The following is a 17,086-nucleotide window of genomic DNA, read 5'->3' on the forward strand; positions in this document are numbered from 1 at the left end:
CTGAGCCGGCGCCGGGGAACCGTTCGACGGCGGGACGTTTCCGCGGGTTTCGAAGATCAGGGGAGTCTAGGGGGCCGACCCTGATGCCCCGGCCCTCCGACCGTGTGAACATCGATGGCATGCCGGAAGCCGCAGCACCGCCACTCGTCGAACCGCGGCCGCCGCGCAAGCTCTACCGCAGCAGTGACGGACGCTGGCTCGGTGGTGTGGCGCGGGGGCTCGCCGGGCATCTCGGGCTGCCCGTCATCTGGGTGCGGCTCGTGTTCGTGGGCCTGTTCATGGCGGACGGGCTCGGCGCGCTGCTGTACGCCGCGTTCTGGTTCTTCGTACCGCTCGGGGTCGGCGGGGTGGGCGGGCAGCGGCCGCCCTCGCTCGTCACCACCGAGACCTCGCCGGACGGCCGGCGCAGACTGGTCGCCCGCAGGCCGGACAAGGGCCAGATAGTCGCTCTGCTGCTCATGGTCGTCGTGGCCATGGTCTTCGTGGGCAATGTCAATCTCGGCACCGGAGCCAAGGCCTACCTCTGGCCCGCCGTGCTCGTCGGCGCCGGAGTGGCCCTGGTCTGGCGGCAGGCCGACAACGCCCGCCGGGCCCGCTGGGTCGAGGTCGGCCGCCGCAAGCGCACCCTCAGCCTGCTGCGCGCCGCGGGCGGTGTCCTGCTGGTCACGGCCGGTGTCTCCGGCATCTTCGTCCTCCAGGGCTCGGCCGCCCACCTCGGCTCGGTCCTCCAGGCGGCCCTGGCGGTCCTGGTCGGCATAACGCTCCTCGCGGGCCCCTACCTCGTGCGCATGACCCAGGACCTCTCCGAGGAGCGCCTGATGCGCATCCGCGCCCAGGAGCGCGCCGAGGTCGCCGCCCACGTCCACGACTCCGTGCTGCACACCCTCACCCTGATCCAGCGCAACGCGGAGAACGCGAACGAGGTGCGCCGCCTCGCCCGCGCCCAGGAGCGCGACCTGCGCACCTGGCTCTACAAGCCCGAGGGCACCGGCAAGGACGAGGCCGACGAACCCGACACCCTCGCGGAGGCGGTACGGCGCAACGCGGCGGAGGTGGAGGACAAGCACGGCGTCCCCATAGAGGTCGTCATAGTCGGCGACTGCCCGCTCGACGAGAAGATCGGCCCGCAGATGCAGGCCGCGCGCGAGGCGATGGTGAACGCCGCCAAGTACGGTGGCGAGGGCGGCGCGGTCCAGGTCTACGCCGAGGTCGAGGGACGGACGGTCTTCGTGTCCGTCCGCGACCGTGGCCCGGGCTTCGACCTCGACTCGATACCCGCCGACCGCATGGGTGTCAGAGAATCGATCATCGGCCGCATGGAGCGCCACGGCGGTACGGCCCGTCTGCGCGCGGTGCCGGACGGCGGCACGGAGGTCGAGCTGGAGATGGAGAGGGCGGAGAAGACGTCATGAGCGACGAGGCGAACGGTACGGCGGAGGCCACCACCGACAGTGCGGGCGAGCGCCGGGTGCGTGTGGTCCTCGTCGACGACCACCGGATGTTCCGCACGGGCGTCCAGGCCGAGATCGGGCGGACCGAGGAGACCGGCGTCGAGGTCGTCGGCGAGGCCGCGGACGTCGACCAGGCGGTCACGGTCATCACCGCGACCCGGCCCGAGGTGGTCCTCCTCGATGTCCACCTCCCGGGCGGCGGCGGTGTCGAAGTCCTGCGCCGCTGCGCCCCGTTGATGGCGGACGCGGAGCAGCCGGTGCGGTTCCTGGCCCTGTCGGTCTCGGACGCGGCGGAGGACGTCATCGGCGTGATCCGGGGCGGGGCGAGGGGCTACGTCACCAAGACCATCACGGGTACGGATCTCGTCGACTCCATCTTCCGGGTCCAGGACGGCGACGCGGTGTTCTCCCCGAGGCTGGCCGGCTTCGTCCTCGACGCGTTCGCCTCGACGGACGCCCCGCCGGTGGACGAGGACCTGGACCGCCTCACCCAGCGCGAGCGGGAGGTGCTGCGGCTGATCGCCCGTGGGTACGCGTACAAGGAGATCGCCAAGCAACTGTTCATCTCCGTGAAGACGGTGGAGTCCCATGTGTCGGCGGTACTGCGGAAGTTGCAGCTGTCGAACCGGCATGAGCTGACGCGCTGGGCTACGGCTCGACGGCTGGTCTGACGGAGCGGGAGGGGAGCGAATATCGGGTTGCCTGTCGGCCGCGGCGGTGGATCCAATGTCCGGCATGATCACCCAGGTGCGCCCGCTGTGGCGAGACGAGGCCGATGGGTCGGCTGTCCGGATCGGGGCCCTCGTCCCGCTGACGCCGCCCGGCTGGATCGGAGCGGGTCAACACCTCCTCGCCGGGCTCGAGTTGGCGGTGCGTGAGGTCAACGACGCGGGTGGGATCGGCGGCGGACGGCCGCTTGAGCTGGTGGTCCGGGACACGGCGGCCGATCCTGAGCGGGCCGCGGCGGCTGTGGAGGAGCTGGCTGAGCTGGGCGTGGCCGCGGTGGTGGGGGAGTATCACAGCGTCGTGGCTCGTGCGGTCGCGACGAAGGCCGATGCGCTGGGAATGCCGTATCTCTGCTCGTCGGCGGTGCTCGACGTGCTCACCGAGCAGCCGACGGACTGGGTCGCGCGTCTGTCGCCTCCGCAGTCGCGGGGCTGGCAGGTCTATGCGGACTTCCTTCTCGGTGCGGGGCACCGGCGTATCGCCGTGGCGGCGCAGCCAAGCGTGTACTGGGCGGCCGGGACGCGGATTCTGCGGGACCACCTCGCTCCGCGCGGCGGGACCGTCGTAGAGCTTGATGTGGGTGTGCTCGGTCCTGAGGGCGTGTGCGAGGAAGTTGCGGCCCGTGGTGCGACGGCTCTTCTTCTGCTGGTCGGTCACCCGGAACCGGCCGTGCCGATCGTGCGGGCCGTCCGGCGGGACGAGCGGCTTGCGGAGATCCTCATCGGGGCGCCGGCCGGGCAGCCGGAGTTCGGTGAGTGGGCGGAGTTGCTGGGGAGCGATGGGGCGGGGGTGCCGTTCCTGCGCTATCTGCCCGATCAGCTCACGCCGCTCGGGGCGCGGGTCGAGGCGGATCTGCGTGAACGGCTGGGTGGGGCGCCCTCGTTCGTTGCCTTCGAGGGGTACGACGCGGTCGTCGTCCTTGCGGAGGTGCTGGGTTCGCGGGGTGTGGGGTGGGGGAGCGTCGTGGTTGAGGGGACGCGGGGGCGGATCGGGTTCTCTCGGGTGCCGGGGATCAGTGTGTGGCAGTGGGGGGCGGCGCCGGTGCAGGTCGTGGACCGGGATCCGGTGGAGCGCGATCGGTTCCGGGTCCTTCACCGCGGAGGCTGAGGGTCAGCGCCGCTGGGTGAGCGAGCGGCGTTCGGGCCGGTGCAGGGCGAGCGCCTGGAACGCGGTGATGACGGCGATGGTGCCGATCAGGATCAGGCCCTGAGACCACCATCTCGCCTCGACGCCGGTGGCGTCGAAGGCACCGAACACGACGGAGACGGAGGCGCCGAAGAGGAACAGGAAGATCTTGGTCAGGTTGCCCGCCCGGCGTTTCCTTTCCACGTCCGCCCGCGACGCCGCAAGGTAGTTCCTCTCGAAATCCTCGAGCAGCCAGTGCTCGACCGTGCTCTCGGCGTACGACAGGCTGCGTGCGCCGAGAAGTTCCTCCTGCGCGTGCCCGGAACGCTCCCAGTCCTCGGCGGCCTCGGTCAGTCTGTGGCGCAGTTCGAGCCCGGGCCGGGACTCCTCGATCCACTGGCGTGCCCTCGGCCACGCGTGCACGAGGGCGTCGTGGGCGAGCTGCACGCACGCGGTCCGGTCCGTGTAGAGGGTGACCAACAGCCGCTTCTGGAGCAGCTCCTCGCACAGCTCGGCGGCTCCCATCGAGGCGACCGTCGACACGGCCACCGCGCGCCGCTGCGGCCGGCCGTACGAGTCGACCGTGCCGAGGTGCAGCAGCAGTTCGCGGGCTCGCTCGTAGTCCTCCGTGGAGAGCGAGCGGAACCATTCCTCCGCCGAGCGGACCATGCTGCCCGACACACCGCCCATGTCCGCGTACGCCCGGTGGGTGAGATACCCCTCGCGCCGGTGCGTCCACATGTCGTGGAGGACGAACTGCAGGAGGGACAGCGCGCTCGGCTCCTCGCCCACGTCACTCAACAGCAGGTCGGCAAGGCCCGGTTCCAGCTGGAGGCCCACGGCGCGCGCCGGCAGTTCCACCGTCTGGCGCAGTTCGCCGGCGGACATGGGCCAGACGCTCACGCTGTACTCCGGCTGCGCCAGGAAGCCCGCGTGCTCACGAGCCGGGCTCAGGAACTGGGCGCGCAGGACGGTCACCGGGAGAGCCTTGGGCGAGTCGTGGAGCTGCCGCAGCAAGGCGAGCTGCCCGCTGCGGAAGGCGGGATCCTGGGCGAGCAGCTGCTCGAACCGGTCGAGGACGACCACCACCTTCTCGGCGGATTCCGAGAGGCCGGCGACCGAGCTCAGCGCCTCGCGCAACTCCTGCGCGCTGTCGTAGCGTTCGACTCTGACGACCGGCCAGCCGGCACTGCCCGGGATGCCGTCCCGGCGCAGGAGGGGAATCATTCCCGCGTTCACCAGGCTTGTCTTGCCGCTCCCCGCCTCGCCGACGACCACGCACGCCCCGCACCGCTCCAAGGTGTCCAGAGCCTTGCGGACCAGCCCGTCCCGCCCGAAGAACAACCGCGCGTCGGCCTCCGAGAACGGCATGAGCCCGCGATACGGAACCGGCTCGTCCGTGGCCACGGGCAGTGGCCCGTCCTCCGCCATCGACCGCCTCAGGACGGCCCGTACGGTGTCCAGCAGGCGCTCCGGGTCGATACCGGCACGGAAATCGAGATACGTGTAGTTCCGCAGTTCCTGCGGCAGTCGGCTGCTGCCGGACAACAGCACCGGCAGCAGCCGCGTCTCCTCCGCTTCGGCCAGGGGTAGCACCATGCGCAGCTGGAACGGGACCGGTCCGCTCATCGGGTCGACCAGCACCAGGCTGACCTTCGCCCGGGAGGCCCCGTCCCATGGCTCGTCCGGTGCCGGCTCGGCGACCCGAAGCCCGCCCTGGCGGGCCAGCACATCACGGATCTGGTCAGCCGCCTCCCGGCTGGCGCCGGGGTACACCAGGAAGACATCCGGCGAAGCGAACCGTGTCGTCGGGTCGTACCGCGTCTCGACCGGCCCCCTGCCGCCCGGCTCCCCACCGCGGCCGGCCGGCGCCGGACGCAGCGCCGCCACCGCGTTGCGCTCGGGCGCCAGCAGGGCGATCGCGCTGCGTAGACTGTCGTACGCCCGTACGAGCGCCCGGCGTTCCGTGGCCCGCCCCGGATCCGTGATGACCTGTTCGTCGAAGGCGTACGCCGGTACGTAGGGCAGTTGGAGCTCCCAGAGGGTGAGCCCCGCCTGGGTCAGCGCGTCCGGCATGAACGGTTCGAAGGTCTGCTGGAAGCGTTCGGCGAAGTCGTCGAGAAGCGCCGGGTCCTGCTGGTCGACGCGGGCCGGGACGACCAGGACCTCCAGCGGGCGGTCGCCGCGCACCGCGCGGACCTGGGGGGAGAGGAAGTGGCGGACCATCCATGCCGTGCCGTCGAGGTTCTGGAGGTTGGGCGCGCACAGGGCGACGACGGCGTCGGCGAGCTGGTAGGCGCACACGCCGCCCAGCTCCGTCACGCCCGTACGGCTGTCGACCAGGACGATGTCGTACCGCTCGGCGCAGGTGCGGCGGAACCACTCGAAGAAGAGCTCGCCCGACCAGACGTAGTAGAAGTCCTGCCAGTCGAAGCGCCGCAACTCGGCGCCGTAGCGGGTGATCTGGTCGTCGGTCTGGCGCAGGCCCGCCGGGAGCAGGTCGAGACAGCCGCCGTCGGGGCGGGGCGGGTAGACGGCGGAGATGTACCGGTCCAGATCGCGGTACGCGTCCTCCTCGCCCTCGTCGGCCGCCGAAGAGGCCACGGACATCGCGTACTTGAACGCCAGCAGCAGATCCAGCAGACCCTCGCGGCCCCGCACGCGCGCGTGGTCGATGGGGAAGAAGTGCTCCAGGCCGGGGGCCTCCAGGTCGAAGTCGACCATCAGGACCCGCACCCCGCTCCTGGCCAGCTGGTCGGCGATGTTGGCGAGCGCCATGGAGCGGCCGACGCCACCCTTGTAGGAGTAGAAGGTGACGATCATGCGCCTCCTCCTTCGGTGATCAGCCGAGCCATGGAAACGGTGGGCCGGGTGCCGAGTTCGGCCTCCAGGCGCCGGGCCTTGTCGACGCTGGGCCGGGCGTTGCGGTAGGCGTCCAGGGTCTGCGGCAGGCTGGCGCGCAGCCATCTGTCCAGGTGGCGTCCGCTGGCGACGTTCATCTCGCAGAGCGGGTCGAGGATGTCGCCGAAGCGGTGGTGGGCGTGGTGGAGGCGCTCGGCCAGCACCTCCCGGATCAGCTCGTGCGCGGTGCCCGCGGCCGGGTCGTCGGGGGCGAGGGTGATCAGGGACACCTGGGGGCCTTCGTGGAGGGGAGAGGCCCGGAAGGCGGCCTCCAGGTCCGGGTGCAGCAGGGAGAGTTCGTCGGCCACCACCAGGCAGCCGTTGCGGGCGATGTCCCCGAAGAGGAGCGTGTGCGCCGGGTCGTAGGAGAGCAGGTCGTCGAAGAGGTACGGCTGGAGTCTGATCTTTCTGCCGCGCAGCAGCAGGTCGGGACCGTTGACCCCGGTCACGGCGGTCTCCAGGACCTGCCCGATGGTCCGGCTCGCCGCGCCGAAGGGTCTCCAGTCCGCCCGGGAGGCGCCGTACCGGGCCCGCACCGACTCCGGGGTCAGGCCGAAGCCCCGGACGATGTCCGCCACCGGACCGGGGGGTGCGCCGCTGAGCAGGCTCTCCGCTTCCTCGTCCGTCATGGTCACGACCACGACAGGGAGTCCGATCTCGTAGTCGGGGCGTTCCAGCCCGATGGTCTTCGAGAGGGCCGCGTTCAGCCGGTACGGCAGGGGCTGGGCCGCCGACTCGGCTATGACCTCGGTGATCCCCCAGGACGCGGCGTCCGCCGCCATCGAGTCGGCCAGGCCGGGCGCGGTGACGCCGAGCAGGGGGCGGGCGGTACGGGCACGGGCCAGGTCCAGGACCCGGCGGGCACGGCCGGGGTTCTCGCCGAGCAAGGTCATCAGCGCCGGGGACAGCAGGAGGGCGACCGCGCGTGCCGAGGTCACGGCACGGTCCAGGTCCAGGACCTCCTTCGGGGTCGAGGCCAGCAGACCGTCCGGGGACGTGGTGACGCCCCACAGACCTCCCACGCCGGTGGCCAGCTGGGCGGCCGCCTCCTCGTCCCTGAGGGCGTGCAGCAGGTGCAGGTCATGGGTCAGCCGGCGCGGGTGCGGTGGTTCCGCGACGGTCCGGCTGGGGGCGGGGACCGCGGGAATGCGCAGATGGCTCTGGAGGGAGGTCACCACGTCCGTGGCGAGCCCGTCGGGGTTGGTGAAGAAGCGGGTGGTGTGCTCCTCGGCCAGTTCCGCGCGCAGCTGTCTGACCCGGGCGTCGGAGTCGGAGTCGGATCCTTCCTGGCCGTCGATGCGGTCGGTCGGCCAGGCCGCGCCCGGCTTCAGCAGAAAGACCAGCCGTGGGCGTCCCGTCTCACCGGCTTTGCGGTACTCCAGTTCGGTGATCGAGCGCTGTCCGTCCGGGTTCAGCGGTCCCTGCTCGGGCACATGGCCGTAGCGCAGGGCGAAGATCCCGATGTAGATGTCGCAACTCGCCACATCGGCCAGGCACTTCTCCACCGGACGCTCGTCGGAGGCGGTGTAGTCCTCCATGGTCACGACATCCAGCGGCAGTCGACGCAGCGCGGCCAGCACCGCCGCCCGGTACTCCTTCAGATCGGACCACGTCGACGACAGATAGACCTTCACCCTGCGTACCTCGCTCCTCACGCGGTGAGGACAAGGTACAGGTGAGCGGCGGGATGTGACGGCCTATGGATCAGATCAAGGGCCCGCTCACACCACTCGGGTGGCCCCCGCGAACGGCATCTCATCGATAGGCGCGATCCGCACCGGCGCCGTCGGATTCGGCGCGTGGATCATCTGCCCGTTCCCGATGTAGATCCCGACATGACTGATCGCGGAGTAGAAGAACACCAGGTCCCCCGGCTGGAGTTCGGAGCGGGAGACGCGGTGGCCGGTGTCGATCTGGGCGTAGGTGGTGCGGGGGATGGAGATGCCGGCGGAGCGGTAGGCGGCTTGGGTGAGGCCGGAGCAGTCGAAGGCGTCGGGGCCGGTGGCGCCCCAGACGTAAGGGCTGCCGAGTTTGGAATAGGCGTAGGAAACGGCCGCCGCCGCACGGGAGTTGGGGGCCTGGACGTCTCCGGCGGGCAGCAGGGTGTCCCGGGCGCCCGCGCCCGCCCCCGCACCGCCCGATCGCGATGCCCGCTGCACGTCACCCGAGCGCTCGTCCGTCGGCAACTGCGCCATCAGACGCCGCGCCGCGTCCAGCTTCCCGGTGATCGTCTTCTTGTGCCGCTTCAGCTCGGCCTGGCGTGACTTCAGCGAGGCCAGCTCGATGTGGGCGGCGCCGCGCAACTGCTCGATCTCGCGCAGCTGTTGGCGGACCGAGGCTACGGAGGCCGCCTGGCGGGTGCCGGCGCGTTCGACGAACTCGGCGCCGTCGAGGTAGCGGTCGGGGTCGGAGGACAGGGCGAGTTGGAGGGAGGGGTCCATGCCGCCCTCGCGGTACTGTGCCGCCGCCATCGAACCCAGCGCGTCCCGCGCCGAGTTGAGCTTCTCCGTCTTGCGGGCGGCTTCGTCCCGCAGGGTCCTCAGGCGCTCCTCGGCCGCGTCCGCCTTCTCCTTCGCGCCGTTGTACTTGTCGGTGGCGGCCTCCGCCTCCTGGTACAGCTTGTCCACCTTCGCCTTCACCTGAGCCGGTGTCAGGTTCGGCTCGGCGTGCCCGGTCCCGGCGAAGCCGGTCGCGGTCGCCGCGCCCGCCAGGGCGATCGTCGTCGCGGTGCGGGCCGTATTGCCGCCGACCGAGCGCTGCCTGGGCTTGCGGTGCGCTGCCACGTGCGTCCTTTCGTACGACCGCCTGATCCGTCTGATCCGTCTGACCTGTCGGATCCAGCGGACCCGGCTGATTGATCCAGCTGATCCAGCCGATCCACCCGGTCCGTCGGATCCGTACGACCGCCCCGGACGACCTGTGGTCGTACGGCCACCAGGGGGAAGCGGACGTACGACCGCCCGGGGCGGCTTACGCGTCCGGCGGCGGCCCGCACAGGGGGAGCGGGCCGCCGCCGGACCTTCTCGGCGGTGGTGTCCGACTGCCGCCCCTGGCCCGGGCGGCGGTGGGGAGCCGGTCACCTGGTGGAGGACGCTAAACCTCGGTGTGCCGTCCGGGTAACGGCTTGCGCGGAACTGCCCCCAGGGGACCGCCGGGTGTCCGCATCTGACCGCGCCGCCGTGGGCGTGCCGTCGACTTCACGCGGGGTGATGACCGAAGTGGGGATTCCGGAACATGGGCGGGCGGGTGAGTGCTATGGGGCGCATATATGCACCCTGGGGTCATTGGTTAGGCTCCGGCCTCATGGACGTACTCATCCATCTCTTCGTCGGCCTGCACATCATCGGCATCGCCTCGCTGCTCGGCGGTTTCCTCACCCAGATGAAGGCGATGGGCCAGGGCACCGCCCGCTTCGTCCCGGCGATGCTGCACGGCGCGCTGACCATGCTGGTCACCGGCGTGATCCTGGTCGGCCTCAACCAGGCGGACGACCAGACCGTCAACAACATCAAGATCGGCGTGAAGCTGGCCCTGCTGGTCGTGATCCTGGGGCTCGTCTATGTGCAGCGCGACGAGGAGAAGGTGGACAAGCGGCTGTTCGGGCTGGTCGGCGCGCTGACCACGGCGAACATCTTCATCGCGGTGCTGTGGACCTGAGGGTTCGCACGCCCGTACGGGCCGCCCCCACCGCACCCGCCGCCACCGCCAGCCACGCCGCCACGGCCATCCACAGCAGCACCTGACCCGGCGTCCTGAGCCACGGCACGTCCAGGGCGGCGGCCACCGACAGGGTCGCCGCCGACGTCATGCCCATCGGGAACACCGTCGCCCAGCGGCGTACGTCATAGCGAAGGCGCGGCCGTACCACCTCCGCGACCAGCAGTACGGCGTACCAGGCCAGGTCCAGCGCCAGCAGCGCCACCGTCACGGCACGCAGGACGCCCCGGTCGTCCACGTTCCAGAGGTACAACCGCGCGCTGTCCGCGGCGATGAGCTTCGCGCCCGCCAGCGCCGAGATGGCCATCGCCCCGCCGGCCACCCAGTGGTCCCCGGCGCCCGTCGTCACCTGGCGCAGGTCGAAGCGGGCCAGGGCGAGGCCGTAGAGGACCAGGCCCAGCCAGAAGAGCACGAGCGCGGTGTGGGCGAGCCACGCCGTCGACTCCGCCGCGGCGAGCGTGGCGCCGAGCACCGCCAGACCCTGCGTGGCCACGCACGCCAGGAACACCGCCCCCGGCATCCGCCGCTTCCAGTGCCCCATGACCAGCACGATCAGCACCGGCCACAGCAGCGCGGACAGCGCGAGCAACGCCTCGGCGAGCGACTGCCACCCGAGCAGGGACAGCCGCGTGCCCAGCACCGTCGTAGCCGCTACGGCGGTCAGCGCGCCCGGCGTCTCCGCCTCCGCCACCCATCGCGCCCGCTCCCACAGCAGCCGTACGGCGAAGTCGGCGGCGAGCCCGACCCAGGCGACGCCGGCCAGCGCGAGGGCGATGCGGGACAGCGTCTCGTACCCCGTCAGGTGCAGCCCGACCGACACGATGCCGGTCGCCATGACGGCCGCCCCGGCGGCGGGCGGACGCTGCGCCCACCAGGCGCCGAGGGGGGAGCGGGGGGCGCGGTGGGAGGCGCGGTGAGAGGGGTGGTGGGTGGCGCGGGAGGCGTGGGAGGGGCCTGGCATGGGCCGATGCTAAGGAGCGCGGGCCGGGGTGAGGGCGGGGCACGCGCGCGGGCGGGGCGGAATACACGCGGGCGCGGGGTAGGGGGCGTGCTGCGGGGGTGCGGTTGCGGGCCGAGCTCGGTGGTGCCCGGCCCGCCCCAGGGCTCGCAGGGCTCGGTGATGGGCAGATCCGTTCCACACCGGCCTCCGCCCCAGCCCATCTGAGTAGTTGCGCTCATGACAGGGGTGGAGTGAGGCGGCGAGACTCCCGCCATGTCCTACAGACGATCAGTCGGGCCGGCCTACAGGCAATCCGTCGCCCTGGCCGCCCTCGCTCTGCTCACCCTGACCGCGTGCGGCACCGAGAAGGCCGGGCGGACGGAGACGGGCGCGGCGGCATCGGGCAGCCCGACGCCCTCCTACTCGTACCCGCCGCCGCCCAAGTGCGCCCAGGCCAGCGCCACGCCCGCGCCGACGCCGACCTCCGCCTCCCCGTCGAGCGCGTGGAGCAAGCCGGCGAGCCCTCCGGAGGGAGCGGGGGACGCACCGCCCAACTACGCCGACAACCACGCCTACCGCATGCAGGCGTCCCTGAGCGCGGTCCAGCAAGCGAGCGGGGAGGCATCCGCCGAGCTCATCCGGAAGGAGCTGGAGAAGGTCCGCGAGGAGGGCGGTTCGGGGGAGTACGGCGCCTATCCCGACGCCCGGGTCGAGGCGGCGCTGCAACGGCTCGGCTGCGGTGAGAAGCACGGCGTCGTCGTCGCGAACGGCTTCTACGCCGTGTACACCGGCATCGCCTGCGTGTCCGGGCGGGTGACCAAGGACGAGCTGACCACCGAGGTGCACGGCGTCTACGCCGAGCCCCAGCCCGGCCAAGGGCCCTGTGTCGAGAACCGGGGAGGTCACTGACACCAGGGCCCCACCGGGCGTCCCACCGCGCACCCCATCGTGTGTCAGGCGGGCCGCACCACGCTGTGGATCGCCGACTCACCGTCGTAGTAGATCGACTCCTCGCGGACGTACGCCCCCGGCTTCGGCGCGTGGATCATCATGCCGTTGCCGATGTAGATGCCGACGTGGCTGACGTCGTCGTAGAAGAAGACGAGGTCGCCGGGCCGGGCGTTGGCGAGGGAGACCGTGGTGCCGAAGTCGACCTGGTCGTAGGTGGTGCGGGGGAGGGAGATGCCGGCGGCGTTCCAGGCGGCCTGGGTGAGGCCGGAGCAGTCGTAGGAGTCGGGCCCTGTGGCGCCCCAGACGTACGGCTTGCCGATCTGGGAGCGGGCGAAGGCGAGGGCCTTGTCGGCCTTCGTGGCGTACGAGGAGTCCGTGGAGGTGGAGGAGGAGCCGGAGGTCCCGGAGGACGAGCCGCTCGCCGCCTCCTCGGCCGCGGCCGCCTCCTCCGCCGCCTTCTGCTCGGCCGCCTGCTGCTTCGCCAGCTCGGCGGCCTTGCGGGCGGCCTCCTCCTGCTTCCGCTTCTCGATCGCCGCGAGCCGGGCCTTCTCCTCGGCGGTGAGCTGCGACAGCAGCTCGCGCGCGTCGGAGAGCTTGCGCTGGACGGTCGCCTTGGCGGTCTTGAGGTCGCTCTGCGACTCGGTGAGCGTCGCGAGGCTCTCGGTGGCCTCCTGGCGCTTCTTCATCGTCGCGGACTGCTCGGTGATGTAGTCGTCGACCGCGCCCTTCTGACGGTCCGTCATGCGGCCCATCAGCTGCGTCTGGTCGAAGTAGTCCTGCGGGGTGTCCGCGAGCAGGAAGGTCGCGGTGTCGGGCGCGGAGGCGCCGGTGCGGTACTGGGCCGCGGCGAAGGAACCGAGTTCCTCGCGGGCCTCGTTGAGCTTCTGGGTGCGCTGGGCGACGTCGTCGAGGAGGGTGTCGACCTCCTTGCGCTGCTTGGTGGTCTTCTCCTTGGCCGAGTTGTACTTCTCGGTCGCCGACTCCGCCTGGCGGTAGAGATCGTCGACCTTCTTCTCGACTTCCTCGATGCTCGGCTTGTCATCGGTCGAGGGTGCTGCGGTGGCCGTCTGGGAGAGCAGGGCCACGGAGGTGAGGGCGGCCGTGGCGAGGGCGGGGGTGCGTATGCCTGCTACGCGCGTACCCGCCGGCGGCGACTTGCGGTGCGACGCCAAGGGTGGCGACTCCTTCCATGTTCCGCCTACCGAGTTAGCTGTCGGGTTCGGGCGGGTGGTTCGGAAGGTGTGCCCTACGGCCGTTCCCGTGAAGGGAGTCGGGCCGATTCACCCCAAGGTCGGTGTGGGTCCCCGGCTCCGGGCGCCCCCAGGGGCGTACCGGATTGAGCGGAGGCCGCGCGGCCCGGCGAGGTTCGCCGGTGGAGGTCGTACGGCCTGTCCGGCACGGTAGCCAACTGGTGTGGCCCCTGTGAAGGTTGATGTCCGATAGGCCCGATACATTTTCGTGACCTTTGGTCAGCCCCTCGCTCGGCGTGGTCAATCCGGAAGGATCTGCGGCGAGTTGTGCGTATTTTGACCCGAGTGTTACGGAGTAGAGCCGTCCGCCCGCTTATGGCCGCTACCTTCCAGTCGACCCGCGGACGCACCCCGTGGGTGGGAGGGATACGGCCATGAAGACCCGTACGTCACTCGTCGTCGCCACCGGAGTCGCACTCGCCGCCACCGCGGGCATCGCACCCGCGACAGCCTCAGGAGGTCACGGCGGCGCCAAACCCGTCGTCCGCGTCATCGCGACCGGCCTCGACAACCCGCGCCAGCTGTCCTACGCCGACGGGAACGTGTACGTCGCCGAGGCCGGCCGCGGCGGCAAGAAGTGCATCGGTGAGGGCCCCGAGGGCGAGACCTGCATCGGCCTCTCCTCCGCCGTCACCAAGATCTACTGGGACGGCGGCGCATGGCAGCACTACCGGGTCGTACGGGGCCTGCCCTCGGGCGCCGCCCCCGACGGCGGCTTCGCGACCGGCGTCGACGGCGTCTCCGCCCGCTGGGGCGAGCTCTGGGGCGTCGAGACCTTCGCCCCGCCGGAGGCCGGAGTCCCCACGACCCCGCCCTGGAACAAGCTCGGCAAGCTGCTCCGCGTCGAACAGAACGGCGATCACGGCACCGCGGAGATCGCCGCCGACATCACCGCCGTGGAGCTCAGGTACAACCCCCACAAGGCGGCCCTGGAGTCCAACCCGTACGCCGTCCTCGCCCTCCCCGACGGCCGCGAGATCGTCGCCGACGCGGCCGGCAATGACCTGGTCGTCGTCTCCCCGCACGGCAAGGCCCGCCCCTTCACCGTCTTCCCCGACCACGACAAGCACGAGACCGTCCCCACCTCCCTCGCCCTCGGCCCCGACGGCAACCTCTACGTCGGCGAGCTCAACGGCCTCACCGAGAAGCCCACCGCGCGCGTGTGGAAGGTCGACCCCCGGACCGGCAAGATCCTCGGCTGGAAGTCCGGCTTCGGACCGATCACCGGGATCGCCCTCAACGACCGTGGTGATCTGTACGTCAGCCAGCTCCTCCAGGGTGTCGTGACCAAGGTCTCCGGCGGCAAGCGTACGAACGTGAAGGTGCCGTTCCCGGCGGGCCTGGCCGTCGACCCGTACGACGGCAAGGTGTACGTGTCCGCCTGGTCGGTCGCGGACCGTGACGGGACGGTCATGGAGGGCAAGAAGACGCCCGGCGGGCAGGTCTGGAAGATCCTCGGGTTCTGATGCGCCCGAGTTCCCGGGGCGGCGGCGGGGTGTCAGTGGGGAGCCCTAGACTCGGAGAGCGATGACAGGCCTCTTTGACGACAGCTTCCTGGCGAACCTCCAGGCCCCTCAGGGGCACGAGGAGGAACCCCCGCCGCCGCCCGAGGACGAGCACGGACCGGAACCCGTTCCGGACGATCTGTTCGGCGGGAAGTTCGACGTGCCGCCGGACCGGGACGGCTACTACCGGGACGGCGCACCGCGGCCGGTCCTGGACGCGGCCGCGCTGATCGACGGGCTCAACGAGAACCAGCGCGCGGCGGTGATCCACTCCGACACCCCGCTGCTCATCGTGGCCGGTGCCGGCTCCGGCAAGACGCGCGTGCTCACCCACCGCATCGCCTACCTGCTGGCCGAGCGGAACGTCCACCCGGGCCAGATCCTCGCGATCACCTTCACCAACAAGGCCGCGGGCGAGATGAAGGAGCGCGTCGAGCAGCTCGTCGGCCCGCGCGCGAACGCGATGTGGGTCATGACGTTCCACAGCGCGTGCGTACGGATTCTCCGGCGGGAGTCCAAGAAGCTCGGCTTCACGTCGTCGTTCTCGATCTACGACGCGGCCGACTCCAAGCGTCTGATGGCCCTGGTCTGCCGTGACCTCGACCTCGACCCCAAGCGCTTCCCGCCCAAGTCCTTCAGCGCCAAGATCAGCAATCTCAAGAACGAGCTGATCGACGAGGAGGACTTCGCCGCCCAGGCCACCGACGGCTTCGAGAAGACCCTCGCCCAGGCCTACGCCATGTACCAGTCGCGGCTGCGCGAGGCCAACGCCCTCGACTTCGACGACCTGATCATGACGACGGTCAACCTGCTGCGTGCCTTCCCGGACGTCGCCGAGCACTACCGCCGCCGCTTCCGGCACGTCCTGGTCGACGAGTACCAGGACACCAACCACGCGCAGTACGCGCTGGTGCGGGAACTGGTCGGGACCGGCTCGCATGCTGAGGACGTACCGCCCAACGAGTTCGACGTACCGCCCGCCGAGCTCTGCGTCGTCGGTGACGCCGACCAGTCGATCTACGCCTTCCGCGGCGCGACGATCCGCAACATCCTCCAGTTCGAGGAGGACTACCCGAACGCGACGACGATCCTGCTGGAGCAGAACTACCGCTCCACGCAGACCATCCTGTCCGCCGCCAACGCGGTCATCGAGCGCAACGAGTCCCGCCGCCCCAAGAACCTGTGGACCAACGCGGGCGCGGGCGCGCGCATCACCGGCTATGTCGCGGACACCGAGCACGACGAGGCGCAGTTCGTCGCCGAGGAGATAGACCGACTGACGGACGCGGGCGACGCGAAGGCCGGCGATGTCGCCGTCTTCTACCGCACCAACGCCCAGTCCCGAGTCTTCGAGGAGATCTTCATCCGCGTCGGCCTGCCCTACAAGGTCGTCGGCGGTGTCCGCTTCTACGAGCGCAAGGAGGTCCGGGACGTCCTGGCCTACCTCCGAGTGCTGGCCAACCCCGAGGACTCGGTGCCGCTGCGCCGGATCCTCAACGTCCCCAAGCGGGGCATCGGAGAGCGCGCCGAGGCGATGATCGACGCCCTCTCCCAGAGGGAGAAGATCAGCTTCCCGCAGGCCCTCAAGCGGGTCGACGAGGCGTACGGCATGGCCGCGCGGTCGACGAACGCCGTGAAGCGGTTCAACGTGCTGATGGAGGAGCTCCGTACGATCGTCGAGTCCGGCGCCGGACCCGCGACCGTCCTGGAGGCGGTGCTCGAACGCACCGGCTATCTCGCCGAGTTGCAGGCCTCCACCGACCCACAGGACGAGACCCGGATCGAGAACCTCCAGGAACTCGCCGCCGTGGCCCTGGAGTTCGAGCAGGAGACCGGGGAGGGCGAGGAGTCCCCCGGGCTCGCCGCCTTCCTGGAGCGGGTCGCGCTCGTCGCCGACTCCGACCAGATCCCCGACGAGGACGAGGACGGCTCCGGAGTCATCACCCTGATGACTCTCCACACCGCCAAGGGACTCGAGTTCCCGGTCGTCTTCCTCACCGGCATGGAAGACGGCGTCTTCCCGCACATGCGCTCCCTCGGCCAGACCAAGGAACTGGAGGAGGAACGGCGGCTCGCGTACGTCGGGATCACGCGCGCGCGTGAGCGGCTGTATCTGACCCGCTCGTCCCTGCGCAGCGCGTGGGGGCAGCCGTCGTACAACCCGCCCTCGCGGTTCCTGTCGGAGATCCCGGAGCAGCATGTGGACTGGAAGCGGACCGGTGCGACGACCGCGCCGGTGTCCTCCGGGCCGGCGTCGGGTGTCGCGGCCTCGCTGTCCTCGTCCCGGTCCCGTTCGTCGGCCTCCGGCGCGTCCGGCTTCGCCACGCGGCGTGCCGCCGAGAAGCCGGTCGTCTCACTGGCCGTCGGTGACCGGGTCACCCACGACCAGTTCGGGCTCGGCACGGTGACCTCGGTGAAGGGCACGGGCGCGAACGCGGAGGCGACGATCGACTTCGGGGACAGCAAGCCGAAGCGGTTGCTGCTGCGGTACGCGCCGGTGGACAAACTGTAAGAGCCGTT

Annotated in this window: 12 protein-coding genes and 1 riboswitch; of the genes, 7 read left to right on the forward strand and 5 right to left on the reverse strand. The window is 70.9% G+C overall.

Annotation, left to right across the window (positions count from 1 at the left end; translation table 11 throughout):
- Nucleotides 1-83: 83 nt before the first annotated feature.
- Genes ABZ928_RS31550 through ABZ928_RS31560 form a run of 3 tightly spaced genes read left to right on the forward strand, consistent with a single transcriptional unit; the run spans nucleotide 84 to nucleotide 3,284 of the window.
- Nucleotides 84-1,412: a PspC domain-containing protein gene (locus tag ABZ928_RS31550; RefSeq protein WP_361526349.1), complete on the forward strand. Its 1,329-nt coding sequence runs from the start codon at nucleotides 84-86 to the stop codon at nucleotides 1,410-1,412.
- Nucleotides 1,409-2,122 (forward strand): response regulator transcription factor, encoded by a 714-nt coding sequence (locus ABZ928_RS31555; RefSeq protein ID WP_361526352.1) that lies wholly within the window; start codon nucleotides 1,409-1,411, stop codon nucleotides 2,120-2,122. Before ABZ928_RS31550 ends, ABZ928_RS31555 begins: the two co-directional genes overlap by 4 nt.
- 55 nt (nucleotides 2,123-2,177) lie before the next feature.
- Nucleotides 2,178-3,284, forward strand: coding sequence for an ABC transporter substrate-binding protein (locus tag ABZ928_RS31560; protein WP_361526355.1), 1,107 nt, complete (start codon nucleotides 2,178-2,180; stop codon nucleotides 3,282-3,284).
- 3 nt (nucleotides 3,285-3,287) lie between these two features.
- On the opposite strand, the gene ABZ928_RS31565 is transcribed toward ABZ928_RS31560, so the two are convergent.
- From ABZ928_RS31565 to ABZ928_RS31575, 3 genes are all read right to left on the reverse strand, one after another.
- Complete coding sequence (locus tag ABZ928_RS31565) at nucleotides 3,288-6,125, reverse strand: hypothetical protein (protein ID WP_361526358.1); 2,838 nt, start codon at nucleotides 6,123-6,125, stop codon at nucleotides 3,288-3,290.
- Nucleotides 6,122-7,858, reverse strand: a complete 1,737-nt coding sequence (locus tag ABZ928_RS31570; protein ID WP_361526360.1) for a DUF4062 domain-containing protein — start codon at nucleotides 7,856-7,858, stop codon at nucleotides 6,122-6,124. Before ABZ928_RS31570 ends, ABZ928_RS31565 begins: the two co-directional genes overlap by 4 nt.
- Nucleotides 7,859-7,924: 66 nt before the next feature.
- Nucleotides 7,925-8,986, reverse strand: coding sequence for an NlpC/P60 family protein (locus ABZ928_RS31575; RefSeq protein WP_361526363.1), 1,062 nt, complete (start codon nucleotides 8,984-8,986; stop codon nucleotides 7,925-7,927).
- Nucleotides 8,987-9,506: 520 nt separating this feature from the next.
- On the opposite strand from ABZ928_RS31575, the gene ABZ928_RS31580 reads away from it, so the two are divergent.
- A complete protein-coding gene (locus ABZ928_RS31580) occupies nucleotides 9,507-9,860 on the forward strand; it encodes a hypothetical protein (protein ID WP_361526366.1) in 354 nt (117 codons plus the stop codon).
- Here the strand turns inward: ABZ928_RS31580 and ABZ928_RS31585 are convergent.
- Nucleotides 9,838-10,881, reverse strand: coding sequence for a tellurite resistance/C4-dicarboxylate transporter family protein (locus tag ABZ928_RS31585; protein WP_361526368.1), 1,044 nt, complete (start codon nucleotides 10,879-10,881; stop codon nucleotides 9,838-9,840). The two genes, ABZ928_RS31580 and ABZ928_RS31585, sit on opposite strands and share 23 nt — an antisense overlap.
- Nucleotides 10,882-11,133: 252 nt before the next feature.
- On the opposite strand from ABZ928_RS31585, the gene ABZ928_RS31590 reads away from it, so the two are divergent.
- The gene (locus ABZ928_RS31590) at nucleotides 11,134-11,769 is read left to right on the forward strand and encodes a hypothetical protein (protein WP_361526371.1); all 636 of its coding nucleotides are present in this window, start codon (nucleotides 11,134-11,136) and stop codon (nucleotides 11,767-11,769) included.
- Nucleotides 11,770-11,813: 44 nt separating this feature from the next.
- Here the strand turns inward: ABZ928_RS31590 and ABZ928_RS31595 are convergent, their stop codons facing one another.
- Entirely contained in the window at nucleotides 11,814-12,983 is a 1,170-nt protein-coding gene (locus ABZ928_RS31595; protein WP_361526374.1) for an NlpC/P60 family protein, read from the reverse strand.
- Between the two features lie 8 nt (nucleotides 12,984-12,991).
- Nucleotides 12,992-13,164: riboswitch (cyclic di-AMP (ydaO/yuaA leader) on the reverse strand.
- A 271-nt stretch (nucleotides 13,165-13,435) separates the two neighbouring features.
- Between ABZ928_RS31595 and ABZ928_RS31600 the strand changes: the two genes are divergently transcribed.
- Complete coding sequence (locus ABZ928_RS31600) at nucleotides 13,436-14,527, forward strand: ScyD/ScyE family protein (protein ID WP_361526376.1); 1,092 nt, start codon at nucleotides 13,436-13,438, stop codon at nucleotides 14,525-14,527.
- A 61-nt stretch (nucleotides 14,528-14,588) separates the two neighbouring features.
- A complete protein-coding gene (gene pcrA, locus ABZ928_RS31605; RefSeq protein ID WP_361526379.1) occupies nucleotides 14,589-17,078 on the forward strand; it encodes a DNA helicase PcrA in 2,490 nt (829 codons plus the stop codon).
- The last annotated feature ends 8 nt before the right edge of the window (nucleotides 17,079-17,086 follow it).

Origin of the sequence: Streptomyces sp. NPDC046909 (assembly GCF_040644695.1) — a bacterium.
Classification (GTDB): domain Bacteria; phylum Actinomycetota; class Actinomycetes; order Streptomycetales; family Streptomycetaceae; genus Streptomyces.